General features: G+C 69.2%; 22 protein-coding genes and 1 riboswitch (1 of these 23 cut by a window edge). Of the genes, 6 read left to right on the top strand and 16 right to left on the bottom strand.

Features of this window, described 5'->3' with window-relative positions; translation table 11 throughout:
- The first annotated feature begins 193 nt into the window (after positions 1 to 193).
- Positions 194 to 1,204: a hypothetical protein gene (locus ACFONC_RS08325; RefSeq protein WP_386743269.1), complete on the top strand. Its 1,011-nt coding sequence runs from the start codon at positions 194 to 196 to the stop codon at positions 1,202 to 1,204.
- On the opposite strand, the gene ACFONC_RS08320 is transcribed toward ACFONC_RS08325, so the two are convergent.
- The gene (locus ACFONC_RS08320) at positions 1,179 to 2,000 is read right to left on the bottom strand and encodes a TatD family hydrolase (RefSeq protein WP_386743268.1); all 822 of its coding nucleotides are present in this window, start codon (positions 1,998 to 2,000) and stop codon (positions 1,179 to 1,181) included. The two genes, ACFONC_RS08325 and ACFONC_RS08320, sit on opposite strands and share 26 nt — an antisense overlap.
- 441 nt (positions 2,001 to 2,441) lie before the next feature.
- On the opposite strand from ACFONC_RS08320, the gene hrpB reads away from it, so the two are divergent.
- Both hrpB and ACFONC_RS08310 read left to right on the top strand, forming a co-directional pair.
- Entirely contained in the window at positions 2,442 to 4,964 is a 2,523-nt protein-coding gene (gene hrpB, locus ACFONC_RS08315) for an ATP-dependent helicase HrpB (RefSeq protein WP_386743267.1), read from the top strand.
- 209 nt (positions 4,965 to 5,173) lie between these two features.
- Positions 5,174 to 5,524: a hypothetical protein gene (locus ACFONC_RS08310; RefSeq protein WP_386743266.1), complete on the top strand. Its 351-nt coding sequence runs from the start codon at positions 5,174 to 5,176 to the stop codon at positions 5,522 to 5,524.
- Between the two features lie 122 nt (positions 5,525 to 5,646).
- On the opposite strand, the gene ACFONC_RS08305 is transcribed toward ACFONC_RS08310, so the two are convergent.
- The 4 genes from ACFONC_RS08305 to ACFONC_RS08290 all read right to left on the bottom strand — a co-directional run bounded on the left by ACFONC_RS08305 (position 5,647) and on the right by ACFONC_RS08290 (position 9,390).
- Positions 5,647 to 6,765: a hybrid sensor histidine kinase/response regulator gene (locus ACFONC_RS08305; protein ID WP_386743265.1), complete on the bottom strand. Its 1,119-nt coding sequence runs from the start codon at positions 6,763 to 6,765 to the stop codon at positions 5,647 to 5,649.
- Between the two features lie 131 nt (positions 6,766 to 6,896).
- The gene (locus ACFONC_RS08300; protein WP_386743264.1) at positions 6,897 to 7,448 is read right to left on the bottom strand and encodes a pseudouridine synthase; all 552 of its coding nucleotides are present in this window, start codon (positions 7,446 to 7,448) and stop codon (positions 6,897 to 6,899) included.
- Between the two features lie 94 nt (positions 7,449 to 7,542).
- The gene (locus ACFONC_RS08295) at positions 7,543 to 8,412 is read right to left on the bottom strand and encodes a class I SAM-dependent methyltransferase (RefSeq protein ID WP_386743263.1); all 870 of its coding nucleotides are present in this window, start codon (positions 8,410 to 8,412) and stop codon (positions 7,543 to 7,545) included.
- A gap of 75 nt (positions 8,413 to 8,487) precedes the next feature.
- Positions 8,488 to 9,390, bottom strand: a complete 903-nt coding sequence (locus ACFONC_RS08290) for a LysR substrate-binding domain-containing protein (RefSeq protein ID WP_386743262.1) — start codon at positions 9,388 to 9,390, stop codon at positions 8,488 to 8,490.
- Between the two features lie 122 nt (positions 9,391 to 9,512).
- Here ACFONC_RS08290 and ACFONC_RS08285 point away from each other — a divergent pair, with 122 nt between their 5' ends.
- On the top strand, positions 9,513 to 9,734 hold the full coding sequence (locus ACFONC_RS08285; RefSeq protein WP_386743261.1) for a hypothetical protein: 222 nt from the start codon (positions 9,513 to 9,515) through the stop codon (positions 9,732 to 9,734).
- A 19-nt stretch (positions 9,735 to 9,753) separates the two neighbouring features.
- Here ACFONC_RS08285 and ACFONC_RS08280 read toward each other — a convergent pair whose 3' ends face one another.
- Positions 9,754 to 9,933 carry a hypothetical protein gene (locus tag ACFONC_RS08280; protein ID WP_386743260.1) on the bottom strand — a complete coding sequence of 60 codons (180 nt, stop codon included), beginning with the start codon at positions 9,931 to 9,933 and terminating at the stop codon, positions 9,754 to 9,756.
- A gap of 204 nt (positions 9,934 to 10,137) precedes the next feature.
- Here ACFONC_RS08280 and ACFONC_RS08275 point away from each other — a divergent pair, with 204 nt between their 5' ends.
- Entirely contained in the window at positions 10,138 to 10,578 is a 441-nt protein-coding gene (locus ACFONC_RS08275) for a hypothetical protein (protein ID WP_386743259.1), read from the top strand.
- 48 nt (positions 10,579 to 10,626) lie between these two features.
- On the opposite strand, the gene ACFONC_RS08270 is transcribed toward ACFONC_RS08275, so the two are convergent.
- The 4 genes from ACFONC_RS08270 to queF all read right to left on the bottom strand — a co-directional run bounded on the left by ACFONC_RS08270 (position 10,627) and on the right by queF (position 15,307).
- Positions 10,627 to 12,873 (bottom strand): NADP-dependent isocitrate dehydrogenase, encoded by a 2,247-nt coding sequence (locus ACFONC_RS08270; RefSeq protein ID WP_386743258.1) that lies wholly within the window; start codon positions 12,871 to 12,873, stop codon positions 10,627 to 10,629.
- Positions 12,874 to 13,500: 627 nt separating this feature from the next.
- Entirely contained in the window at positions 13,501 to 14,004 is a 504-nt protein-coding gene (locus ACFONC_RS08265) for a hypothetical protein (RefSeq protein WP_386743257.1), read from the bottom strand.
- Between the two features lie 40 nt (positions 14,005 to 14,044).
- Positions 14,045 to 14,395, bottom strand: coding sequence for a LysM peptidoglycan-binding domain-containing protein (locus tag ACFONC_RS08260; protein WP_386743256.1), 351 nt, complete (start codon positions 14,393 to 14,395; stop codon positions 14,045 to 14,047).
- A gap of 90 nt (positions 14,396 to 14,485) precedes the next feature.
- Positions 14,486 to 15,307, bottom strand: coding sequence for an NADPH-dependent 7-cyano-7-deazaguanine reductase QueF (gene queF / locus ACFONC_RS08255; protein WP_386743255.1), 822 nt, complete (start codon positions 15,305 to 15,307; stop codon positions 14,486 to 14,488).
- 148 nt (positions 15,308 to 15,455) lie between these two features.
- Here queF and ACFONC_RS08250 point away from each other — a divergent pair, with 148 nt between their 5' ends.
- Positions 15,456 to 16,100: a glutathione S-transferase family protein gene (locus ACFONC_RS08250; RefSeq protein ID WP_386743254.1), complete on the top strand. Its 645-nt coding sequence runs from the start codon at positions 15,456 to 15,458 to the stop codon at positions 16,098 to 16,100.
- A 57-nt stretch (positions 16,101 to 16,157) separates the two neighbouring features.
- Here the strand turns inward: ACFONC_RS08250 and ACFONC_RS08245 are convergent, their stop codons facing one another.
- The 6 genes from ACFONC_RS08245 to ACFONC_RS08220 all read right to left on the bottom strand — a co-directional run bounded on the left by ACFONC_RS08245 (position 16,158) and on the right by ACFONC_RS08220 (position 22,641).
- Entirely contained in the window at positions 16,158 to 17,486 is a 1,329-nt protein-coding gene (locus ACFONC_RS08245) for an amidohydrolase (RefSeq protein WP_386743253.1), read from the bottom strand.
- Between the two features lie 44 nt (positions 17,487 to 17,530).
- Positions 17,531 to 17,920, bottom strand: coding sequence for an acyl-CoA thioesterase (locus ACFONC_RS08240; RefSeq protein WP_386743252.1), 390 nt, complete (start codon positions 17,918 to 17,920; stop codon positions 17,531 to 17,533).
- 95 nt (positions 17,921 to 18,015) lie between these two features.
- Positions 18,016 to 18,339 carry a thioredoxin family protein gene (locus ACFONC_RS08235; protein WP_386743251.1) on the bottom strand — a complete coding sequence of 108 codons (324 nt, stop codon included), beginning with the start codon at positions 18,337 to 18,339 and terminating at the stop codon, positions 18,016 to 18,018.
- Positions 18,311 to 18,790: a flavodoxin gene (locus ACFONC_RS08230; protein ID WP_386743250.1), complete on the bottom strand. Its 480-nt coding sequence runs from the start codon at positions 18,788 to 18,790 to the stop codon at positions 18,311 to 18,313. The genes ACFONC_RS08235 and ACFONC_RS08230 overlap by 29 nt, the downstream gene beginning before the upstream one ends.
- Positions 18,791 to 18,929: 139 nt before the next feature.
- Positions 18,930 to 19,991, bottom strand: a complete 1,062-nt coding sequence (locus tag ACFONC_RS08225; RefSeq protein WP_386743249.1) for a ribonucleotide-diphosphate reductase subunit beta — start codon at positions 19,989 to 19,991, stop codon at positions 18,930 to 18,932.
- 172 nt (positions 19,992 to 20,163) lie between these two features.
- The gene (locus ACFONC_RS08220; RefSeq protein WP_386743248.1) at positions 20,164 to 22,641 is read right to left on the bottom strand and encodes a ribonucleoside-diphosphate reductase subunit alpha; all 2,478 of its coding nucleotides are present in this window, start codon (positions 22,639 to 22,641) and stop codon (positions 20,164 to 20,166) included.
- 180 nt (positions 22,642 to 22,821) lie between these two features.
- Positions 22,822 to 22,906, bottom strand: a riboswitch (cobalamin riboswitch); it runs 217 nt beyond the window's last position.

Below are 22,906 nucleotides of genomic sequence, written 5' to 3'. Positions count from 1 at the left end.
CGGGAAATCCGGGCGCAACCGGGCATACGTACAAAGCCGTCGCGAGCGGCCCCAAGCATTTCCCAAGCTTTCCAAGCAAACCCGATCAACGCCCGAGTCGCCGCCTCAAGACCGTTGGCGCGCCGCGGCGGAGTCTGGCGGCGCCGGCACCCGCCGGCGCGTCGGGCCGGCGCATCCGGTCGAGGAAATCACCATGAACAGCCGCGCCATGAACCACAACAACACCCCTGCCATCCTCGTCGCCGCCGTTGCGGCGACCCTGGCCTGCGCCGCGCCTGCGGCCGTCGCCGGTAACCGGGGCCCCCACTACGGCCCGTGGGGCGCCGCGCAGATGCTGCCGGCCGTGGTCGACACGCCTGTCGCCGCCGAGGGTTGCCCGATCGAATCGCCGGACGGGCGCGAGCTGTACATCGCCTCCAACCGCAGCGCGCCCGGCGCCCAGGGCAAGCTGGACATCTACCGTTCGCGCCGCGGCAGGGGGCGATTCGCCGACTGGGGCACCCCGCGCAACCTCGGCACGCCGGTGAACTCCACCGAGTTCGACTACTGTCCCACGCCCCTGCGCGGCAACTGGCTGATGTTCGTCAGCTCGCGCGCGCACGCCGACGACTGCTACCCCGGCAGCGAACCACCGCCCACGCCAGCCGCCGGCCCCGCGCCGGGCGACATCTACCTGAGCCGCGAATTCCGCTCCGGCCACTGGCTGGCGCCGCTGCACCTGGGCTGCGCCCCGCACGGCCCCAACACCGCCGGCGCCGAGTTCAGTCCGTCGCTGGTGCAGACGTCGGCCGGTACGTTCCTGTACTTCTCCAGCAACGGCTACGCCGACAGCCAGGGCCAGGACATCTACGTCAGCCGCGTGCTGCGCAACGGCACCGTGCTGCGAGGCCGGCGCGTGGCCGAACTGAGTACGTCCTTCGACGATCGCATGCCGAACGTACGCAAGGATGGCCTGGAGATCGTCTTCAGCTCCAACCGCGCGGGCGCCACCGCGTTCGACCAGGACATCTACGTCGCGACCCGACGCAGCGTGCGTGCGAAGTGGGGCAAGCCGGTGCGGATCGCCAATCCCCACGTCAACACGCCGGGTTCGGAAACGCGCGCGTCGCTGTCGGGCGACGGCACCCGGCTGTACTTCGGCCGCAAGCTGACCGCCGCCGACCCGGGCGACGTGTACGTCAGTACCCGCCGCCGGAAGCCTTGAGCGGCGCTTCGGGCAGGCCGAAGAAGGCGCGCGTCGTCGCCGTGGCATTGGCCGCGGCGACGGCCGCGTCCTCGCCGCGGTCGCGGGCGAGTTCCTCGACGATGTGCGGCAGGAACGCCGGTTCGTTGCGGCGGTCCTTCGGCTTCGGCGACAGCGTGCGCGGCAGCAGGTAGGGCGCGTCGGTTTCGATCATCAGCCGGTTGGCGGGGATGTTCGGCACCAGTCCGCGCAGGTGCTGGCCGCGGCGCTCGTCGCACAGCCAGCCGGTGATGCCCACGTGCCAGTCGCGGTCGAGGTAGTCGAACAGCTCTTCGCGGGTGCCGGTGAAGCAATGCACCACGGCCGGCCCGAGTTTGCCTTCGAATTCGCGCATGATCGCCAGGAAGTCGGCGTGCGCGTCGCGCTGGTGCAGGAACAGGGGCTTGCGGGTGTCGGCGGCGACCTGCAGCTGCAGTTCGAACGCGCGCCGCTGCGCCGGCCGCGGCGAGAAGTCGCGGAAGTAGTCGAGGCCGCATTCGCCCACTGCCACCACTTCCGGGTGCGCGTGCAGTTCGCGCATCTCGGCGTCGCACTCGGCGGTGTACTCGGCGGCGTGGTGCGGGTGCACGCCGGCAGTGGCGAACAGTTCGCCAGGATGCGCGCGCGCCAGTTCCAGCGCCTGCGGCGAGTGCTCGCGGCTGGCGCCGGTCACCACCATCTGCACCACCCCGGCGTCGCGCGCGCGCTGCAGCACGGCATCGCGGTCGTGGTCGAAGCTGTCGTGGGTGAGGTTGGCGCCGATGTCGATCAGTTGCACGGGCTTTTGGTCCGCGTTCGTCGTGGACGCGGAAGCATAGCGGCTTGTGGTTGTGCGGGTTGGCGGGACCGATGCACGCGGTCGCGGCGATGAGAGGTCGTCGCGATTTTGATACGAAGCCTTGAGTGACGCGGCTTCGGACGGTCCGCCGGCGCGGGCGGGATCGCTCCACCCCTCCGTGGGCCATCCATGGCCCAAGTCGGGGCCGTGCGCCATCCATGGCGCACTTTCCGCGATTCCCGCCCGCGCCGGCTCTGCAATGGCGTGCGGTTGACGGTCTTCGGTGCTCGCACTCGCCATGTTCGCCGATTGCCGATGCTCGCGCGTTCCAGTCCCTCTCCTGCTTGCGGGAGAGGGAGGCGCGAAGCGCCGGGTGAGGGTTCGGCTCTTCGCCGCACCAGTGCGGATACGCGTTGCCCGTATCCTTGCGCGGTGACCCCGATGACACTCCCCATCGACGCGCTGCTGCCGCAGGTCCGCGACACCCTCGCCGCACACACACGGCTGGTGCTCGAGGCGCCGCCTGGTGCGGGCAAGACCACGCAAGTGCCGCTGGCGCTGCTCGACGCGCCGTGGCTGGCGGGCAGGAGGATCGTGATGCTTGAGCCGCGCCGCGTCGCCGCGCGCGCGGCCGCGGGGTTCATGGCCAGGCAGCTGGGCGAGGCGGTCGGTGACACCGTCGGCTATCGCATCCGCTTCGAAAGCCGGGTGTCGGCGCGCACGCGGGTCGAGGTGGTGACCGAAGGCATCCTGACGCGCATGCTGCAGGACGATCCCGAGCTGGGCGGCAGCGGGCCGGGGGGCGTCGGCGCGCTGCTGTTCGACGAGTTCCACGAGCGACACCTGGCCGGCGACCTCGGCCTGGCGCTGGCGCTCGACGTGCAGGCATCGCTGCGTGACGACCTGCGCATCGTGGTGATGTCGGCGACGCTCGACGGCGAGCGGCTGGCGCAATTCCTTGACGCGCCGCGGCTGTCGAGCGCGGGGCGCAGTTTTCCGGTCGAGGTCGCGCACTTCCCCGCGCGCCGCGACGAGTCGCCGGAGTCGCAGGCGCGGCGTGCGGTCGAGCATGCGCTCGCCACACACCCGGGCGACGTGCTGGTGTTCCTGCCCGGCCGGCGCGAGATCACGCGACTGCAGTCCGCTTTGCTCCCTCCCCTGCGAAGGCAGGGGGAGGAGCAGGGCTTCGTGGTGCTCCCCCTCCACGGCGACCTCCCCGTCGACCAGCAGTCGCAGGTCCTGCAGCCCGACCCCCAGGGCCGCCGCCGCGTCGTGCTCGCCACCAACGTCGCCGAGTCGAGCGTCACCCTGCCCGGCGTGCGCGTGGTGATCGACAGCGGCCTGGCACGCGAGCCGCGTTTCGATCCCAACAGCGGTTTCTCGCGGCTGGACGTAGTGAACATCGCGCAGGCTTCGGCCGACCAGCGTGCCGGCCGTGCCGGTCGCGTCGCCGAGGGCTGGACGTACCGCCTGTGGCCGCAGTCGCAGCGGCTGGAGCCGCAGCGGCGCGCGGAGATCATGCAGGTCGAGCTGGCCGGGCTGGCGCTGGAGTTGGCCGGCTGGGGCTCGGATGCGCTGCGCTTCGTCGACCCGCCACCGCCCGGTGCGCTGGCTGCCGCGCGCGACCTGCTGCGCCGGCTCGGTGCGCTTGACGCGGCGCATGCGATCACGTCGACAGGCCGAGGCATGCTCGCACTCGGCACCCACCCGCGGCTGGCGGCGATGCTGCTGGCCGCGCGCGAGGGCGAAGGCCGCGCGCTCGCCTGTGACCTGGCCGCGCTGGTGGAGGCACGCGATCCGCTGCGATCGCGGTCCGACGCGCTGGCCGAACGCTGGCGCGCGCTGGCCGCGTTCCGCGACGGGCGCGTTCCGCACGATGCCAACCGTTCCGCGCTCGCTGCCATCGACGCCGCCGCGAAGCAGTGGCGCCGACGCCTGCGCGTCGACGCGGCGCCGCCGCGCGAGGTTGAGGCGCACCGCCTCGGCGACCTGCTCGCGCATGCGTTCCCGGATCGCATCGCGCATCGCCATGCCGACGACCCGCGCCGCTACCAGCTGGGCAACGGACGCATGGCGCGGCTGTTCGACGACAGCGCGCTGGTCGGCGAGCCGTGGCTGGTCGCCAGCGAGCTGCGCTTCGAGGCGCGCGATGCGCTGCTGCTGCGTGCGGCGCCGGTCGACGAACGTTTCCTGCGCAGCACATTCGCTGCGCATTTTTCCGATCGCGACGAAACCCGCTGGGACGTCGAACGCCGCGCGCTGGTCGCCGAGCGCGTGCAGCGCTTCGACGGCATCGTGCTCGACGCGCGCCCCGCCGGGCGCGTCGATTCCGGCCAGGCGGCGCAGGCGCTCATCGATGCGGTGCGTGATCTCGGCCTCGACGCATTGCCGTGGAGCGATGGCCTGCGGCAGTGGCGGACGCGCGTGCGATGCCTGCGCGAGTGGATGCCCGAACTCACCTTGCCCGACCTCGGCGACGAAGCGCTGCTCGCCTCGCTCGATGACTGGCTGCGACCCGCGTTCGCCGGCAAGACGCGGCTCGATGCATTGCTGGCCGACGAACTGGCCGGCGCGCTGAAATCGCCGCTCGACTGGAACCTGCGGCAGCGCATCGACCAGCTCGCGCCGACGCAGGTCCTCGTGCCCTCGGGCCAACAGCGCCGCATCGAATACGCGTTCGGCGACGACGGCAAGCCGGCTTCGCCGGTGCTGGCGGTGAAGCTGCAGGAATTGTTCGGCCTCGCCGACACTCCGCGCATCTGCGACGGCCGCATGTCACTGACCGTGCACCTGCTCTCGCCGGCGGGCCGCCCGCTGCAGGTCACGCGTGACCTGCGCAGCTTCTGGCAAAACACCTACCCGGAGGTGCGCCGCGAGATGAAGGGCCGCTACCCGAAGCACCCGTGGCCGGAAGATCCGTGGAACGCCGTCGCCACCCATCGCGCCAAGCCGCGGGGGACGTGAGTCTGGGATTCGGGATTCGGATTCGGATTCGGATTCGGGGTTCGGGGTTCGGGGTTCGGGGTTCGGGCAAGGCTTTTCGCCTTTGCCCCCTTTGAAAAGGGGGTATGGGGGATTTGCTTTCCGGTCAGCTCAAAACACACCGCGCTCACGCCGACTCAACACCGCCGCCGCGAAACTGGCGGTCGGCCAACCTCCCCAGGCATCCCCCCATGAGCAAACTCGAATCGATCTCCGGCCGCGCGCTGGAGCTGGCCGGCAGCGTCGGCGACACCCTGCGCGACCGCGTCCCCGATCGCGCCATGAAGTGGATCGAAACCGGGGCCGCACTCGGCGCGCTCAAGGCCGGCAGCCGCGTGGCGACCAAGTTCGTGCGCCGCAACCCGGCGGTCGCCGTGGCCGGCGCGGTCGGCGCGGGCCTGCTGCTGTACGCGGTGCGTCGCCAGCAGCGCAAGTCGCGCGAGCAGGCGATCGAAGGCAAGGCGACCCGGATCGAGGCGAAGAAGGCGCCGCCGCGCAAGCGCGCCACTGCCAAGCGTGCGCGCAAGACGACTGCCGACTGACCCATGGCCACACAGCCGTAGGAGCGGCGGAAGCCGCGAGCTTTTCGTTCCGCATGGGAACAAACCCAAAGCTCGCGGCTTCCGCCGCTCCTGCGTGGTTTTCGGATTGCGCGTCGCAGCGATCAGCCGCGTTCCGCCGCCTCCGGCAGCTCGATCACGAAGCGCGCGCCGCCGCCGTCGCGGTCTTCGTACCACAGCTGCCCGCCGGCGTTGGACACGATCTGCCGAGCCAGCGACAGGCCCAGGCCGCTCGACATGCCATCGGTTGGATCGATCTCGCCCAGTCGGGTGAAGGGCTTGAACAGTTCGCGCTGGTGCGACGCCGGGATGCCCGGGCCGCGGTCTTCCACCAGCAGCTGCCAGAAGCCCGGCGCACTGCCGCGCACCGAGATCTCGATGTCACTGTCGGGCGCGTACTTCATCGCGTTGCTGACCAGGTTCTCGGCCACCTGGCGCAGCACGAGGTCGTCGATCGCCACTGGCTTGCACCGCGGCGGCGCCTGCACGCGCAGCTGCATGCCGCGGCCTTCCAGCTGCAGCCCGTAGCGGCGAGACAGCCACGCCAGCACCTCGGGCAGCGGCGCGGAGACATCGCCGGACTCGGCATGCTGCCGCGACAGCACGCTGTCGGCCTGCGCTTCGAGGTAGCGCTTGATATAGCCCAGCGCGTCCTGGGCGCTTTCATGGATCATCTCCAGATAGCGCGGGATGCGTTCGGGGCGGGTGCCGTTATGGACCAGGATGTCGCTGGCGAACAGCACGCTGGTCAGCGGGTTCTTGAGGTCGTGCGCGACCAGGTTCACCAGTTCCTGGCGCTCGCGGGCGACGCGTTCGAGGCGGTCGCGCGTCTGTTTCAGGCCGACGTGCGCGTTGACCCGGGCCAGCAGCTCTTCCGGCATGAACGGCTTGGTGACGTAGTCCACGGCGCCCGCGTCGAACGCGCGCAGCAGCAGTTCGCGATCGTGCGCGGCGGTGAGGAACACCACCGGCAAGCGCAGCAGCTCCGGCCGCTGCTTGATCCGTTCGAGCAGGGCAAAGCCGTCCATGCCGGGCATGATCATGTCGAGCAGCATCAGGTCGGGCGCCTGTTCCGACGCGATCGCCAGCGCTTCCTCGCCGCTGTCGGCGGTGATGACCTCGTAGCCGTGGCGCGAGAGCAGGGCGCTGACGACGCGAAGATTGGCGGGCTGGTCGTCGACGACGAGGATGCTGCCGGACGCGTGGGCCGTCGAGTTGGTCATGCCGGAATCGTTCCGTTGCCCTGATGAAACTGAATGCGATGTGCCGCGTTCGTCACGTTACCAGAATCGATCGACGCAACCGCGCGCCCGCGAACATGGGAACGCAAAAAAACGTCCGACCCTGAATGGGTTCAGGAAGGTGAATCCGACAGCGTGCGCCATTCGCCTGGCTGCAGCGCCTGCAATTGCCAGTCGCCGATCGCCACCCGGACCAGGCGCAACGTGGGCAGGCCCACCGCCGCGGTCATCCGCCGCACCTGGCGGTTGCGGCCTTCACTGATCGCCAGCTCCAGCCATGCGTCGGGCACGGTCTTGCGGAAGCGCACCGGCGGGTCGCGCGGCCACAGTGGCGGCGGCGTTTCGAGCAGCCGCACATGCGCCGGGCGGGTGCGGCCGTCGTTGAGCGCGACGCCGTCGCGCAACGCCTGCAGCTGCGCGTCGGTCGGCGTTCCCTCGACTTGCACCAGGTAGGTCTTGCGCAGCTTGTGGCGCGGGTCGGTGATCCTGTGCGCGAGTGCACCGTCGTCGGTGAGCAGCAGCAGGCCCTCGCTGTCGTGGTCCAGCCGTCCGGCCGGATACACGCCCGCCGGCAACCCGAACTCCGCCAGCGTCCGCCGCGCCGGCACGCTGCGGTCGGTGAACTGGCACAGGACGTGGAAGGGTTTGTTGAGGGCGAGGAGCATGGGATGTGATTGGCGATTGGTGATTCGTGATTGGCAAAAGCAAAGGCAAAGGCCAGCCCTTGCATTTACGAATCACCAATCCACCAATCACCAATCACGGCTTCACAAACCGCAACGTCATCCGGTCGCTCTCGCCGATCGCCTGGTACTTCGCGTCGTCCGCGTCGTCGTGGTTGTTGCTGGGCGGCAGCGTCCACACGCCGTTGGGGTGGTCCTTGGTGTCCTTCGGATTGGCGTTGGCTTCGCTCGTCGCGTCGAGGGTGAAGCCGGCGGCCTCGGCCATCGCGATCACCTGCTGCTGGCCGACATAGCCGGACTTGTCGTCGTCGGCCACGTCGCCCTCGGCGCGATGCTCGACCACGCCGAGCACGCCGCCTGGCTTGAGCACGTCGAAGAAGCCGCGGAACATGCCTTCGGCCTGGCCGTTGGAGCGCCAGTTGTGTACGTTGCGGAAGGTCACCACCACGTCGGCCGACCCGGGCGCGCCGAACACCGGTGCGGCCGGATCGTAGGCGACGACCTGCGCCTGGTCGAACTGCGCCGGCGCGGCGGCGAACTTTTCCTCCAGCCGCGTCTTCGACCGCTGCTGGTAGTCGCGGCCGCCGCCTTCCTCCATCGCCATCGGGTCGACCACCGCGGCGACGTAGTGCCCGTTGTCGCGCAGCAGCGGCGCGAGGATCTCGGCGTACCAGCCGCCGCCGGGGGTGATCTCGACCACGGTCTGGCCGGGTTCCAGGCCGAAGAACGCAAGCGTCTGCGCCGGATGGCGGTAGCGATCGCGGGCGACGTTGGCGGGGTCGCGCCAGTCGCCGGCGATTGCCTGTTGCAGTGCGTCGGCTTCGGCCTGCGCCGGAACCGGAGCCGTGGTCTCGGCGGCCTCGGCGCCGGCCTGCGGCGCGGACGTGGTGACAGTGCACGCGGTGAGTGCGACGGTGAGGGCGCAGGCGGCCAGGACGGTTCGCATGGGAGGGCTCCGGTCGGGTGTTGGGGGGCAAGCGTGACACAACGCGCCGCTCGCGGCCGCTCCTGCAAGACCAGGTCAGGCCGGTGCTTCGCGCTCGGTATGCCCCACATGCTCCGCCGCCTCTTCATGCAGCCAGGTGCGGAAGGCCTGCAGTCCCCGGTGCGTCGCGGCCTCGGGCGGATACACCAGCCAGTGCGAGTAGCGCGCCTTCAGGCGCTGCCCGGTCAGCATCACCAGCTGCCCGGAGTCGAGCAGCAGGCGCGCGCGGGTGACGCGGCCCAGCGCCACGCCGACGCCGTCGAGCGCGGCGCGGTGGTGCGATTCGGAGTCGTCGAACACGGCCGCGTAGCGCGCCGGCGGCTGCACGCCGAAGGTCTCGAACCAGCGCTCCCATTGGCCGTCGGGATCGCCCAGCAGCGGCCACTCGCCCAGCGGCCGCGCCTGCAAGCCGCCCATGCGTTCGACCAGCGCGGGGCTGGCCATCGGCACCAGCCATTCGTCGAACAGGTGCTCGGACACCACCCCCGGCCACTGGCCCAGGCCGATCCGCAGCGCCGCGACGATCTGCGTTTCGCGGCTGAAGTCGACCACCGATTCGGTCGACTGCAGGCTGATCTCGACCTGCGGATGCGCGGCGAGGAAGCCGCCCAGCCGCGGCACCAGCCAGGCCGAGGCCATCGACGGCGTCGCGCTGACCGCGAGCCGGTTGTCGTGGCGCGCGGCGAACGGCTGCAGCGCCTGGCCGATGGCGTCCAGGTGCGGCCCGATCCGCTCCAGCAGCCGCTGCCCGTCCGGGGTCAGGCCGACGCCGCGCGACTTGCGCACCAGCAGCTGCTGGCCCAGCCGCGCCTCCAGCCCACGCATCTGGTGGCTGAGCGCGCTGACGGTGAGGTTGAGCGACTCGGCCGCGCGCGACAGGTTGCCCATCCGCGCGGCGGCGACGAAGCCCTGCAGGGCGTGCAGCGGGAGGCGGCTCATGGATGAGGATCCCGGTAGCTTGTATTGATTTTGATTCAAGACAGGCTTGCGAAAAGGTCGCTTTTCCGGCGAACAGCATGCACATATCTTTCTTCCCACTCAAGATGACGCAGGAGTGGAGCATGAGCATCTACACCGCATTGCTGTTCCAGAACGGCTACATCCAGGACACGAAGCTGGCGCTCTCGCTGGCGGCCGACCATGCCGGGGAGCCGGAAGACGGCGCTCCGCCGCCGGACGCAGCCGGCGGTGCGCGCGACACCGATTGCGGCCGCCCCCCGCGGCCGTTCCGGCGCGGCGCCATTGCTTCGATCTGCTCGGTGGCGCTGTCGCCGTTCCGTTGAGCCGGCCCGCCGGGCCGGTTCATTCGGCAGGCGGATCCCGGCGCCGGGTCTTCGACACGCCGGTGACGATGCCGATGCCCAGCAGCACCACAACGCCGACCGCGATCCACTGCGTCGGCAGCCCGGCCAGCGAGGCGCCATAGGCGAGCCCGCCGATGACGATCAGCATTCCGATCAGGTACAGCACGAAGGACGACATGCGATGGCTCCTGAGGATGGAGCCGGGAGCGTAGGCAGGAGCGGGTGTGGGCGGAATGAATGTGCGGCGCGGGTTTTCGCTCGCTCTTTCACGTCAGGGGCGCGTCGGTCCGCGATGGCGCCCGGCGGTGGGCATGGCCGGCCGCCGGATCCGCGACATCACGTCCTGGTCAGCCTGGCCCTGTCAATGTCCATGGCCATGGCCATGGAACGCGAAGGGAAGTGGAGGCTGCCGGCCCGGATCGTCGTGGTGACGGTGCCGCTGGTCATGGCGGGGCTGTTGCTCCTGCTGGCGCACCGGGACGACCCCGGCAGGCCGCTGTCGACGGACCTGTGGTGGCCGGCATGGCCGATGATCGTGCTGGCCATCATCCTGGGTACCGTGCGGATGGCCAGCGCGGTGTTCGTCGCGGCGTGCCTGCTCGCGCTGTTCCTGCTGCTGTCGATGGCCACGCTGGACTACACCGGCTCGACCCCGGGCACCGACCTGGGAACCGCCTGGGGCCTGACCAACCTGGTGGCGTGGCTCGGCCTGATGCTCCTGGGCGGGGTGGCGCTGGTGGAGGCCTTCGTCCGGTTCATCCTGCGTGAGCGCCGGCGACCCGATCGGCTGTCGCCCGACCCGGGGTCGGAAAGAAAGCCGTAGCCGCACTCCCGCCCATCCCTCAAGGGGAAGAGCGGGATGTGGACGGGTTTACGCGGCCCCGTCGGCCTGGCCCAGGCTTTCCAGCGCCGCGTTGAGCGTGGCACTTGGCCGCATCGCCGCCGAGGCCTTCGCCGGGTCGGGGCGGTAGTAGCCGCCGATGTCCACCGGCTTGCCCTGCACGGCGATCAGTTCGCCGACGATCTTCTCATCGTTCTCCGCCAGCGCCGCGGCCAGCGGGGCGAAGGTGGTCTTCAGTCCGGCGTCGGCGGCCTGCGCGGCCAGCGCCTGCGCCCAGTACAGGGCGAGGTAGAAGTGGCTTCCGCGGTTGTCGATGCCGCCGAGCTTGCGCGTGGGCGACTTGTCGTTGTCGAGGAACTGCGCGTTGGCCGCGTCCAGCGCGTCGGCCAGCACCTTCGCGCGCTTGTTGCCGGTGGTCTCGGACAGGTGTTCGAGCGAGGCGGCCAGCGCCAGGAACTCGCCCAGCGAATCCCAGCGCAGGTAGTCTTCGGCCACGAACTGCTGCACGTGCTTGGGCGCCGAACCGCCGGCGCCGGTCTCGAACAGTCCGCCGCCGGCCATCAGCGGCACGATCGACAGCATCTTGGCGCTGGTGCCGAGTTCCATGATCGGGAACAGATCGGTGAGGTAGTCGCGCAGCACGTTGCCGGTGACGCTGATCGTGTCCTCGCCGCGGCGGATGCGTTCGAGCGAGAGCTTCATCGCCTCGACCGGCGGCAGGATGCGGATGTCCAGGCCGTTCGTGTCGTGGTCCTTGAGATAGCGCTCCACCTTGCGCGCGACGTTGGCGTCGTGCGCGCGCTGCGGGTCGAGCCAGAACACCGCCGGCGTGCCGCTCAGGCGCGCGCGGTTGACCGCCAGCTTCACCCAGTCCTGGATCGGCGCATCCTTGGTCTGGCACATGCGCCAGATGTCGCCGGCGTGCACTTCGTGCGTCATCAGCGCGTTGCCGGCCTCGTCGAGCACGCGCACGGTGCCGTCGGCGGGGATGCGGAAGGTCTTGTCGTGCGAGCCGTATTCCTCGGCCTTCTGCGCCATCAGCCCGACGTTGGGCACGCTGCCCATCGTCGCCGGGTCGAACGCGCCGTGGGCCTTGCAGTCTTCGATCACCGCCTGGTAGATGCCGGCGTAGCTGCGGTCGGGGATCAGCGCCTTGGTGTCCTGCAGTTCGCCGGCCGCGTTCCACATCCGGCCCGAGTCGCGGATCATCGCCGGCATCGACGCGTCGACGATGATGTCGCTGGGCACGTGCAGGTTGGTGATGCCCTTGTCGGAGTTCACCATTGCAAGGCCCGGGCGCTGTCCGTACAGCGCGTCGATCTCCGCCGTGATCTGCGCGGCGACGTCCGCGGGCATCGACGGCAGGCGCGCGTACAGGTCGCCGATGCCGTTGTTCGGGTCGAAGCCGGCCTCGTCGAGCGCCGCGCGGTGCTTGTCGAGCACGGGCTTGTAGAACGCCTCGACCGCGATGCCGAACATGATCGGGTCGGAGACCTTCATCATCGTCGCCTTCAGGTGCAGTGAGAACAGCACGTCCTTGGCGCGCGCATCGTCGATCTGTTCGCCGACGAAGCGCGACAGCGCGGCCGCGTCCATCACCGCCGCATCGATCAGCTCGCCGGCCTGCACCGCGACGCCGGTCCTGAGCATGTGGCGGCGGCCGTCGCGGCCTTCCAGTTCGATGCGCACCGAGCCCGGCTGCGCGATTTCCACCGACTGCTCGCTGCCGTAGAAATCGCCGCCGTCCATGTGCGCGACGTGCGATTTCGAATCCTTCTCCCACTTGCCCATGCGATGCGGGTGCTTGCGCGCGTAGGCCTTCACCGAAGCCGGCGCGCGGCGGTCGGAATTGCCCTCGCGCAGCACCGGGTTGACCGCGCTGCCCTTGACCCTGTCGTAGCGCGCCTTGGTCTCGCGCTCGGATTCGTCGCGCGGTTCGTCCGGGTACGCCGGCAGCGCGTAACCCTGCGCCTGCAGCTCGGCGATCGCGGCCTTGAGCTGCGGCACCGAGGCGCTGATGTTGGGCAGCTTGATGATGTTGGCTTCGGGCGTCTTCGCCAGCTCACCCAGCTCGGCCAGGTCGTCGGCCACGCGCTGGTCCTCGCGCAGCGCCTCCGGGAACTGCGACAGGATGCGCGCAGCCAGCGAGATGTCGCGGGTATCGACCGTGATGCCGGCGGTGGCGGCGTAGGCCTGCACGACCGGCAGCAGTGATCGGGTCGCCAGCCACGGGGCTTCGTCGGTCAGGGTGTAGAGGATCTTCGGGGTCTCGGACATGTCGTGTCGGGCTCGCTGCGGAATTGCGGGTCGGGGCGGGCAGCGATGCGCTGCGGCATCGCTCCGGCGGGGCCGCGCGCTGGCACGCGGATCGGGCCCGCCATTGTCGCCCGCCGCCGTGGCGTGGGCAAAGCGCGCGGGCGGATTGCTGCTCGCGGCCCCCGCCCGTCAGGACACGGCTCATCTTGACGTGACCTTCGTCGCTTCGGTTGAAGCCGCGTAGGTCGGGGTTACGTCCCCGACGGCCTTTGATCTTCGGTTGCCGATGAACAAGCCATGACAGTGAATCGCCGGCGCGGCGTCCAGACCGGGGGATGCGGAAAGCAGGCCATGGATGGCCTGCGGCGGCGAGTCAGGCATGGATGAGCACGGGCTGCTTGGCGCGCCTGTGCGAATGCCCGGCGCGCTGCGCCGGGCCGGGGGGAGCCGCACAGCGGCGATCCTGCCGAGCCGGGGAGCATGCCCCGGTCGGGACGACGCAGTGTCCGAAGCGCGCACAAAGACCGCTTGCCTGGATCTTCACCTCCCTCAGTTGCGAGAAGAACCAAAAAAACGCCCGCGCAGGGCGCGGGCGTGGGTGACTCGCTGATCCCCGCTTCCACGAGGATCAGCGCATGGGCCAGTGCGTCACTTCACCGAGAAATCCTTGCTCTGCACCACGTTGCCGTCCAGCGAGATCTCGACCTTGTAGCTGCCGGCCGGGAAGCCGTCGGGCTTGGCGATGTGGAACTCGGTGTTGCCGGCGCCGGTCAGGTTGACCGACTTGCTCTCCTCGTTGACGACCTGGCCGTCCTCGAACGTCCACGTCGCGCTCAGCGTGCCGGGCACGCTCGCCGCCGGATCACTGGTGCTCGTGGCGACCGAGGCGTAGATGGTGTCGGTGGGCGCGAACGAGGTCGACGGCGTGGCGACCTTCATGTCGGCGCCAATGGAATTGCCCAGGTCGACCGCGGTGACCGAGGCCGAACTGGCTGGCGCGGGTGCCGGTTCCGGCATAGGCGCGGGCGCAGGTTCAGTGGTCGCCGGCGGAGGCGTCATCGCCGCTTCGTCCTGGCCCTTCTTGCAGCCGACCAGCGCCAGCGTACCGAGCAGGGCGGCGGCGATCGCGATATTGAGCGTCTTGCGTGTCATGGAATGTCTCCGTATGGGAAAGGAATGCGTCGCGCGCCGGTCAGTCGGCCTGCGGCGGGATCTTCAGCACCTGGCCGGGCTGGATCAGGTCGGGGTTGTCGAGCTGGTCGCGGTTGGCCTCGAAGATCCGGTTCCATGCGCTCGCCTTGCCGTAGAACTGCTTGGCGACGTGCGACAGCGTGTCGCCCTTCTGCACGGTATAGGTCTGCTCGCCGATGGACTCCTCGGTGCTGCTCGAGCCACCCTGCACGTTGCTGAAATCGGCCTTGGGCGCGTCGGCCTCGGTGCTGCTGGAGCCGCTCTGCACGTTGGAGAAATCGGCCTTCTTCTTGCTGCCGCTGGGGGCGAGGGACAGCGAATCGGGATCGTTGGGGTTCTTGGGGGTGCTCATCGGGGCCTCCTGTGCCGCGTTTGCGGACGGCAGCGTCCCACGGCGACTGTTAAGAAAATATCGCGCCGCGCCCCAGCGTGAATTTCACGTTCATTGCCGAAGGTCCCGCGCGGCGGAGGGCGCGGCCGTCCCCGGCAGCACGCGCCAGGGGTTGATGTCGAGGCCGCCGCGGCGCGTGTAGCGCGCTTCCACCGCCAGCGATTCGGGCCGGCAGCGCGCCAGCACGTCGACGAAGATGCGCTCGACGCATTGTTCATGGAACCCGGCGTGCTCGCGGAACGACACCAGGTAGCGCAGCAGCCCGGCGCGGTCGATGCGCGGGCCACGGTAGGCGATGCGCACGCTGGCCCAGTCCGGCTGGCCGGTGACCGGGCAGTTGGACTTGAGCAGGTCCGAGCGCAGCGTTTCGTCGGTGATGTCGCCGGTGTCGGCGGCCAGGAAATCCGGACGCGGCGCGTCGTAGGCGTCGCAGTCGATCTCGATCGCGTCGATCGACACCGCGTCGTCGTCCGCGGCGGCACGCGAGTCGATGGGCGGCAGTCCGAACGCGACCTCGACCGTTGCGCCGGCGGCCCGCGACAGGTCGCCGGCGATGCGCTCGCGCACCGACTCGGCGCCGTCGAAACGCTCGGCGTTGAACGAGTTGAGGTAGAGCTTGAGCGACTTGGATTCGACCAGCTGCGGCGAGTGCGCCGGTACGGTGATCGTGGCGGTGGCGACGGCGGGCTTGCCGCGCGCATCGAGCCAGCCCAACTCATAGGCGTGCCAGCGGTCCATGCCCTCGAAGGGCAGGGCGTCGCCGACGCCGAGCTCGGCGCGGCCGTGCGCGCGCGCGATCGGGAACAGCAGGTTCGGGTCGTAGCCGCGCGGGTAGTCGACGGCGCGGCCGAGGGGGAGGTCGTGGGAAGCCATGTGCGGATTCTACTTGGCCGGTCGTGGCCGGGCCCGAACGCTGCCTGCTTCCCGCACCGATGGCGTCGCGGGAACATTCCGCCGCAGGAAACGGAGTTCGCGCGCAGCGGCCGCCGGTGATCCTGCCGTTTTGCACGCGGAGACGACCATGCTGGTGCTGTACGACTACCTGCCCTCGCAGAACGCCTGGAAGGTGCGCCAGCTGCTGCACCATCTCGGACGACCCCATCGCACCGAGCAGGTGTCCATCTTCGAAGGCGAGGGCCGGCACGAGGCGTTCGTGCGCATCAGCCCGACCGGCACGGTGCCGGCGATCGTGCTCGATGACGGCCGTGCGCTGGCCGAGTCGAACGCGATCCTGTGTTTTCTCGCCGACGGAACGCGGTACCTGCCCGGCGATGCGTTCGCGCGGGCGAAGGTCTGGCAGTGGCTGAGTTTCGAGCAGGAGCGGATCGAGAGCCAGGTCGGCGCGCTGCGGCACTGGACGTTGACCGGCAAGCTGGCGCGGCGCGCGCCGGCACTGGTGGAGGCGAAGCGTCGGGGCGCGCTGCGTGCGCTGGAGATCCTCGACGCGCAGTTCGCGCTGCGCGACTTCATCGTCGGTGACGATTACACCGTCGCTGACATCGGGTTGTTCGCCTACGCCAGCCGCGCCGACGAAGCCGACGGCCTGTCGCTGGCACCGCATGCGCACCTGCGGGCCTGGATCGACCGCGTGCGCGCGCAGCCCGGGTTCCTGGACGAGACCTTCCCCTATTCGATCGACCCGCACTCAGCCAACAACCTGCCGTAGGTCGGGGCTACGCCCCCGACGCCCCGCGATCGAAACCGTCGGGGATGCAACCCCGACCTACGTCGCCGGCGAGCCCAGGTAATCCAGTGTCACCTGCAGCATCGCCCGCAGCCCCACGTCGAGCGCGGACTCGTCGAGCATGAACTCGGGCGAGTGGTTGCTCGGCGCCTCGGCCGGGTCGATTCCCTTGGCGGTTGCGCCGACGAAGAAGAACATCGACGGCACTTCCTTCGCGTAGTAGGCGAAGTCCTCGGCGCCCATCTGCAGCGGCGGTTCGTAGACGTTGCCGGCGCCGATCGCGGCCTGCAGGCTGGGCAGCATGCGCGCGGTCAGCGCCGGGTCGTTGACCGTGACCGGGTTGCCGGTGCCGACCGGGATGTCGGTGGTGACGGTGGCGCCGTGCGCGGCGGCCACGTGGTTGGCGACGTTGTCCAGGTCGGCGTGGATGCGCGCGCGCATGCCTTCGTCGAAGGTGCGGATGGTGCCGACCAGCTGCACCGAGTCGGGAATGATGTTGTAGCGGATGCCGCCGTGCACCGAGCCGAAGCTCACCACCGCCGGCTGCTTCGAGATGTTGCTGCGGCGGCTGACGACGGTCTGCGCGGTGCCGACCAGGTCGGCGGCGGCGACGATCGGGTCGATGCCGCCCCACGGCGCCGAACCATGCGTCTGGCGCCCGTGCACGTCGATGGTGAACTTGTCCGACGCGGCCATCAGCGGCCCGCCGCGCACCGCGATCTGCCCGGCCTGCACCGACGAGAACACGTGCAGGCCGAACATCGCCTCGGGCTTGAAGTCGGCGAACAGGCCTTCTTCGAGCATCAGCGACGCGCCACCCTCTTCGCCTTCGGGCGCGCCTTCTTCCGAGGGCTGGAAAACAAGCATCACTTCGCCCGGCAGTTCGCCCTGCATCGCCACCAGCGCGTCGGCCACGCCGAGCAGGATCGCGGTGTGCGCGTCGTGGCCGCAGGCGTGCATCACGCCGGTCTGCTGGCCGTTGAAGGTGGTGGTGACCTTCGACGCGAACGGCAGGTCGTTGCGTTCGGTCACCGGCAGCGCGTCCATGTCGGCGCGCAGCGCGATCTTCGGCCCGGGCTTGCCGCCCTTGATGATCGCGGTCACGCCGTGGTGGGCTATGCCGGTGCGCGGTTCCAGGCCGAGTGAGCGCAGGTGTTCGGCGACCTTGGCCGCCGTGCGCTCCTCGCGGTTGGACAGCTCCGGGTGGGCGTGGAAGTCGCGGCGCCAGTCGATGACCTTCTGCTGCAGTTCCTGCGCCGCGGCGGCGACTTCCGGACGCGGCGTCGGCGCCGCATCCTGTGCGGCCGCGAACGGCGATGCGAACAGCATGGCAAGCAGCAGCGGGCTGGCGCGATGGGCGAGGCGCATGGCGGTGTCCTTCGTCGGAGGAAGCGCCGATGCTACCGCGTGCGTCAGCCGGACGGCAGCGCCGGCACCGCCGTCGGCCGCCCGCGCGAATCCAGCGCGATCATCACGAAGCGCCCGCGGGTGCAGGTTTCGCGCTCGCCGCTGAGCAGGTCCTCGGCGACCAGCTCCACTTCCACCTGCATCGACGTGTTGCCCACCTCGACCACGCGGGCGACGGTTTCCACCAGCTGGCCCTGGCGGACCGGCAGCTGGAAATCGACTTGCTCCGAACGCGCGGTCACCACCGTGCGCCGCGCGTAGCGCGACGCGGCGATGAACGCCGCCTTGTCCATCCACGCCAGCGCCTGTCCGCCGAACAGCGTGCCCAGGTGGTTGGTGTGGTCGGGGAAGACCATTTCCAGCAGGCGGGCTTCGGTGATCGTGCGGTTGGGCATGGATTGACTCTGGCAAGGAAGGCGTTGGGCCGTCGCAGGAGCGGCGGAAGCGGTGAGGTTCTCGGCGTGCAAGGCTGGAGCAAGCTGCCCGGTCCCTAAAGGCGCGCCACTGCCTGCGCGATCTGTGCCGGGGTCTGGAAGCCGGGCAGGCGCGTCGCTTCGCTACCGTCGGCGAACAGCGACAGCGTCGGTGTCTGCCGCAGGCCGAGGCCGCGGAAGAATTCCTCTCCCAGGGTTTCCATCTTCACCTTGAGCAGGACGAGGTTCGCCGCCGCCGGCTCGGCCGCGAACTTGCGCAGCGACACGTCGAGCATGCGGCAGCCCGGGCAGTCGTCCTTGTGGTAGTCCACCAGCAGGCGCGGGTGGGCGGTGAGCGCGGCGGCGTAGTCGTCAGGCGACGTGGCGTGCAGGGTCTGCATGGTCGGTGGTCTCGATGGTATCCAGGATGTGGTCGGTCCAGCGTCGGACCTTGGTGGAGTCGTGCTCGCCGTGCGGCATCTGCTCGATCTCCAGGCGCGGGTGGCGGGTGCCGAAGAACGCGGCCATCCGGCGTACGGCGCCGCAGTAGTACGCCTCGCCCCACTGCGTTTCGCCGGTGCCGAAGACCGCGAGGTTGGCCGGCTTGCCGACCGCGGCGACCAGCTCGGCGATGAAGCGCTTCATCTCCGGCGGCGTGCGCCCGGCGTTGTCGCTCCACGAGCCGAGCAGGTAAAGGTCGTGGCGCGGATCGGGCCCGGCCGCGGCGAGGCCCTCGATGTCGGTTTCGATCCAGGTCACGGCATGCCCGCGTTCCTCGCAACGCGCCCGCACCCTGCGCGCGAGGTCGCGGGTGTTGCCGCTGAGCGAGGTGAAGGCGATCAGGATGCGCATGGGGCAGGGGTCAGGGGCTGGGGGCTGGGGCCTAGGGGTTAGGGGTTACGGGTTAGGGGCTGGCGGTTGGGGCGAGGGCATCCCTGCCTTTGCCTTTTCCAGTCCCCAGTCCCCAGTCCCCAGTCCCCAGTCCCGCCCCTCACAGGTCATCAAACCCGTTATCCACATTCGTCTTCTTGTACGACGCATTGCGCATCTCGAAGAAGTCGGTCTTGGTCTCGGTGAAGTTGTCGGCGTAGGCGCGGATCCAGGGCATGACGTTATCGGTGGACTCCGCGTACAGTTTCTCGATGCCCAGCATCCCGGCCATCTTGTTGGCGCGGTACTTCACGTAGCGGACCATCTCGTCGACGTCGATGCCGTCGATGCCGTCGAGCACTTCGCCGGTCCACTGCATCTCGAGTTCGATCGCATGCTCGAAGGCGCCGTGCACGTAGTCGGTCAGCTCGTCGGTCTGAAGCTCCGGGTTCTCGCCGACGATGGCGCGGATCACCTCGCTGATGAACTTGGTGTGGGCCAGTTCGTCGCGGTTGATGAAGCTGATGATCTTGCCGGTGCCGGCCATCCGGTTCTGCCGCACCAGGTTGTAGAAGTAGGCGAATCCGGAATAGAAGTTGATGCCCTCCAGGATCGAGGACTGGATCAGCGAACGCAGCAGGGTCTCGGCGGTCTTCTCGCGCATGAAGTCGTCGTACGACGCCATGATCGGCGCGTTGCGCTTGAGGATGGTCGGGTGCGTGCGTGCGATCTCGAAGATCCGGTTCTGGTTGGCCAGATCCGTGATCGACGCCAGCACGTAGCTGTAGCTCTCGTTGTGGATCACCTCCTGCTGGCCGATGATCGCGGCGTTGGCGTGCGCGGCCGGGTCGGTGATGTATTCGGCGACGTTGTAGATGAAGCGCGTCTGCGGCGAATCCAGCGTGGCCAGCAGGCCGATGATCGAGTCGTAGGCGTTCTTCTCGCGCGCCGAGAGCTCGCCGTACTGCCTGGCGTCGGCCTTCATGTCGACCTCGTCCGGGATCCAGAAGTTGGTCGAGAGTTCCTTGTAGGCGCGATAGAACGACGGGTACGGGATGTCGTTCCAGTTGAGGATGCCGGACGTGCGGCCGTTGATGATGCCGGTCGAGCGGTTGGGGTGGCGCGGCTCGAGGATGCGGATGCGGTCGAGCGAAGTTGATGTGAGCGGTGCGGTGGCGGACATGGTGGTTCCCGGAAGGCTTGTTGTGCGGAGCGCGAGGGGTGGGGGTTGCGCCTTGGCTCCTCCCCCTGCGACGGCAGCGGGAGGCTGGGAGGGGGTGCCCACGGTTCGCGGTGACGCCAACGACACCCCTCCCCAACCCTCCCCTGCCTTCGCAGGGGAGGGAGTGAAGCAATCAGCTACTACACCACTCGCATTCGGCGATGTCGATGTCGTTCGAGCGCACGTAATAGGTGGTCTTCAACCCCTCGCGCCAGGCCGTCATGTGCAGGTCCAGCAGCGTGCTGGCGCGGATGGTGCTGGGCACGTAGAAGTTGAAGCTGATCGACTGGTCGACGTGGCGCTGGCGGCGTGCGTTCTGGCGCACCGAGGCGAACTGGTCGACCTTGTAGGCGCCCTTTTCGTAGTACGGCCAGGTCTCCAGCGACAGTCCGGGCGCGGCGACGGGGCGCCGGTAGTCCTTCTTCTCCTCGTAGTAGAACGCCGAGTAGATCGGGTCGATCGACGCGGTGGAGCCGGCGATCTGCGCGGTGCTCATGTTGGGCGCCACCGCCAGCAGCCAGCCGTTGCGCACGCCGTTGACGGCCACCTGCGCAGCCAGTTCCAGCCACTGCGGGCTGTTGTAGTCGCGGTCGCGGAAGTAGGCGCCGGTGTGCCAGTCGCTTCCGCTGAATGTCGGGTAGGCGCCCTTCTCCTTCGCCAGTTCCATGCTGGCCTGCACGGTCAGGAAGTTGATCCGCTCGTACAGCGCGTCGCTGTAGTCCTCGGCGGCCTTCGCGTTCCACTCGATGCCCTTGAGCGCCAGCAGGTGGTGCCAGCCGAACGTGCCCAGGCCGATCGCGCGGTACTTGCGGTTGGTGATCGTGGCCTGCGGCACCGGCAGGGCGTTGAGGTCGATCACGTTGTCGAGCATGCGCACCTGGATCGGGATCAGGCGTTCGAGCACGTCGGTGATCAGGTCGCCCTGGCCTTCGGACTGGACCACGGCGCGGCCGAGGTTGATCGATGACAGGTTGCACACGACGAAGTCGCCGGCCTGTTTCGTGGTGACGATCTGGTTGCCGCTGATGATCTCCTGCATCAGCCGCGTGGGGCTCATGTTCTGCAGGATCTCGGTGCACAGGTTGGACGAATACACCATGCCGGCGTGCTTGTTCGGGTTCTTCCGGTTGACCTCGTCGCGGTAGAACATGAACGGGTTGCCGGTCTCAAGTTGCGACACCATCAGTCGCTTGAAGATGTCGATCGCCTTGACCGTCCTGCGCGCGATGCGTTCGTCGGCGACGACTTCCTCGTACTTCGTGCGGAAGCTGCCCTCGCCCTTCCTCTCGTCGAAGAAATCCTGCAGGTACCAGCCCTTGATCCGCTTCACCTCGTGCGGGTCGAACAGGTACCAGTCGCCGCGCCGCTCGACGGCTTCCATGAAAATGTCGGGGATGCATACCGAGGTGAACACGTCGTGCGCGCGCAGGCGCTGGTCGCCGTTGTTCAGGCGCAGGTCCAGGAACGCTTCGATGTCGCGGTGCCACACGTCCAGGTACACCGCCACCGCGCCCTTGCGCTGGCCGAGCTGGTCGACCGACACCGCGGTGTTGTTGAGCTGCTTGATCCACGGCACCACGCCGCCGGAGGAATTGGGCACGCCGCGGATGGCGGAACCCGACGCGCGCACGTAACCCATGTACGCGCCCACGCCGCCGCCGCCCTTGGACACGCGCGCGATGTCGGTGTTGGAGTCGTAGATGCCCTGCAGCGAGTCGTCGACGGTGTCGATGAAGCAACTCGACAGCTGTCCGCCGGTCTTGCCGGCGTTCTGCAGCGTCGGCGTGGCCACGGTCATGTACAGGTTCGACAGCGCCCAGTAGGCCTCGCCGACGAGCTGCATGCGGCGCTCGCGAGGCTTTTCCTCCTGCATCAGGTACAGCGCGATGGTGAGCCAGCGCTCCTGCGGCAGTTCGTACACCTCGCGCGAGGCGTCGGTGGCGAGGTAGCGTGTCGCCAGCAGGTACAGGCCGTTGTAGGCGAACAGCTTGTCGCGCTCCGGGTCGATCATGCGCCCGGCCTCCTGCAGCTCTTCCTTCGAGTACGCGCGCAGGATGTCGTTGGAATACACGTTGCGGTCGGCCAGGCTCTCCTGCAGCCCGACGTAGGAACCGTACTTGTGCTCGGTGTCGTAGAAGCGGTTGCGGCTGGCGCGCTTGTACAGCCGGTGCAGGTACAGGCGAGCGGCGAACTGTTCCCACTCCGGCGCGGTTACATCCACGCGCGCTTCGGCCTCGCGGATCAGGTGGTCGGTGAGGTCGTCGGCGTTGACCGCGGCCTTGCGCTCGACGAAGCCGAACACGCTGCGCTTGTAGTCGTCGATCTCCAGCTGCGGGAATTCGGCGTGGACGCGATCGATGCTGCGTGCGAGGCGCGCGCGGTCGAAGGGGATGCGGCGGTTGCCGGCTTCCTTGGTGATCCAGGTGGAGACGGCCGCTTTGGCGTCCGGTGCGTCGGATGCGGCGGCGGTGCGCGGCGCGGGGATGGCGTCGTCGTCGCCGGTCGCGTCGGTGGCTGCGTTCGTTTCGGCGCGGCTCGCCTGACTGGCCGCGGCGGTGGGAACGGGATCGATGGCCGGTGCTTCGGCGGCCGGGGTCTGGGTGCTGCTCATGGCGTCCTCCACGCGTCGCGCACGCGTCCGGGCCGTCCCGCGGCGGCCGGGGTGGCGTTGGGAACGGCGAGGGTGTCGCGGAGGCGTCGCAGGAACCGGGACAGCGCGGCATGGCCGCGTCCGGGCTGCTTCGCCAGCCATCTCCCCCCGGAGATCCTGCGGCCGGCACCGCGCGGTCGTGCATTCGCGCGGCTGTCGGCAGGTCTTCGGGCTCGTGGACGCGGAGCGGGCCTTGCCTGTAGGAGCGGCGGAAGCCGCGATCGCT

This window comes from Luteimonas soli (genome assembly GCF_042648865.1).
GTDB classification, from domain to species: domain Bacteria; phylum Pseudomonadota; class Gammaproteobacteria; order Xanthomonadales; family Xanthomonadaceae; genus Luteimonas; species Luteimonas soli.
Note: the sequence above shows the minus strand (reverse complement) of the source record. Positions and strands in the feature narration are given on the sequence as shown.

Coding starts and splice junctions, on each gene's coding strand:
- ACFONC_RS08325 (WP_386743269.1), top strand. CDS start 194: ATGAACAGCCGCGCCATGAACCACAACAACACCCCTGCCATCCTCGTC.
- hrpB (WP_386743267.1), top strand. CDS start 2,442: ATGACACTCCCCATCGACGCGCTGCTGCCGCAGGTCCGCGACACCCTC.
- ACFONC_RS08310 (WP_386743266.1), top strand. CDS start 5,174: ATGAGCAAACTCGAATCGATCTCCGGCCGCGCGCTGGAGCTGGCCGGC.
- ACFONC_RS08305 (WP_386743265.1), bottom strand. CDS start 6,765: ATGACCAACTCGACGGCCCACGCGTCCGGCAGCATCCTCGTCGTCGAC.
- ACFONC_RS08300 (WP_386743264.1), bottom strand. CDS start 7,448: ATGCTCCTCGCCCTCAACAAACCCTTCCACGTCCTGTGCCAGTTCACC.
- ACFONC_RS08295 (WP_386743263.1), bottom strand. CDS start 8,412: ATGCGAACCGTCCTGGCCGCCTGCGCCCTCACCGTCGCACTCACCGCG.
- ACFONC_RS08290 (WP_386743262.1), bottom strand. CDS start 9,390: ATGAGCCGCCTCCCGCTGCACGCCCTGCAGGGCTTCGTCGCCGCCGCG.
- ACFONC_RS08285 (WP_386743261.1), top strand. CDS start 9,513: ATGAGCATCTACACCGCATTGCTGTTCCAGAACGGCTACATCCAGGAC.
- ACFONC_RS08280 (WP_386743260.1), bottom strand. CDS start 9,933: ATGTCGTCCTTCGTGCTGTACCTGATCGGAATGCTGATCGTCATCGGC.
- ACFONC_RS08275 (WP_386743259.1), top strand. CDS start 10,138: ATGGAACGCGAAGGGAAGTGGAGGCTGCCGGCCCGGATCGTCGTGGTG.
- ACFONC_RS08270 (WP_386743258.1), bottom strand. CDS start 12,873: ATGTCCGAGACCCCGAAGATCCTCTACACCCTGACCGACGAAGCCCCG.
- ACFONC_RS08265 (WP_386743257.1), bottom strand. CDS start 14,004: ATGACACGCAAGACGCTCAATATCGCGATCGCCGCCGCCCTGCTCGGT.
- ACFONC_RS08260 (WP_386743256.1), bottom strand. CDS start 14,395: ATGAGCACCCCCAAGAACCCCAACGATCCCGATTCGCTGTCCCTCGCC.
- queF (WP_386743255.1), bottom strand. CDS start 15,307: ATGGCTTCCCACGACCTCCCCCTCGGCCGCGCCGTCGACTACCCGCGC.
- ACFONC_RS08250 (WP_386743254.1), top strand. CDS start 15,456: ATGCTGGTGCTGTACGACTACCTGCCCTCGCAGAACGCCTGGAAGGTG.
- ACFONC_RS08245 (WP_386743253.1), bottom strand. CDS start 17,486: ATGCGCCTCGCCCATCGCGCCAGCCCGCTGCTGCTTGCCATGCTGTTC.
- ACFONC_RS08240 (WP_386743252.1), bottom strand. CDS start 17,920: ATGCCCAACCGCACGATCACCGAAGCCCGCCTGCTGGAAATGGTCTTC.
- ACFONC_RS08235 (WP_386743251.1), bottom strand. CDS start 18,339: ATGCAGACCCTGCACGCCACGTCGCCTGACGACTACGCCGCCGCGCTC.
- ACFONC_RS08230 (WP_386743250.1), bottom strand. CDS start 18,790: ATGCGCATCCTGATCGCCTTCACCTCGCTCAGCGGCAACACCCGCGAC.
- ACFONC_RS08225 (WP_386743249.1), bottom strand. CDS start 19,991: ATGTCCGCCACCGCACCGCTCACATCAACTTCGCTCGACCGCATCCGC.
- ACFONC_RS08220 (WP_386743248.1), bottom strand. CDS start 22,641: ATGAGCAGCACCCAGACCCCGGCCGCCGAAGCACCGGCCATCGATCCC.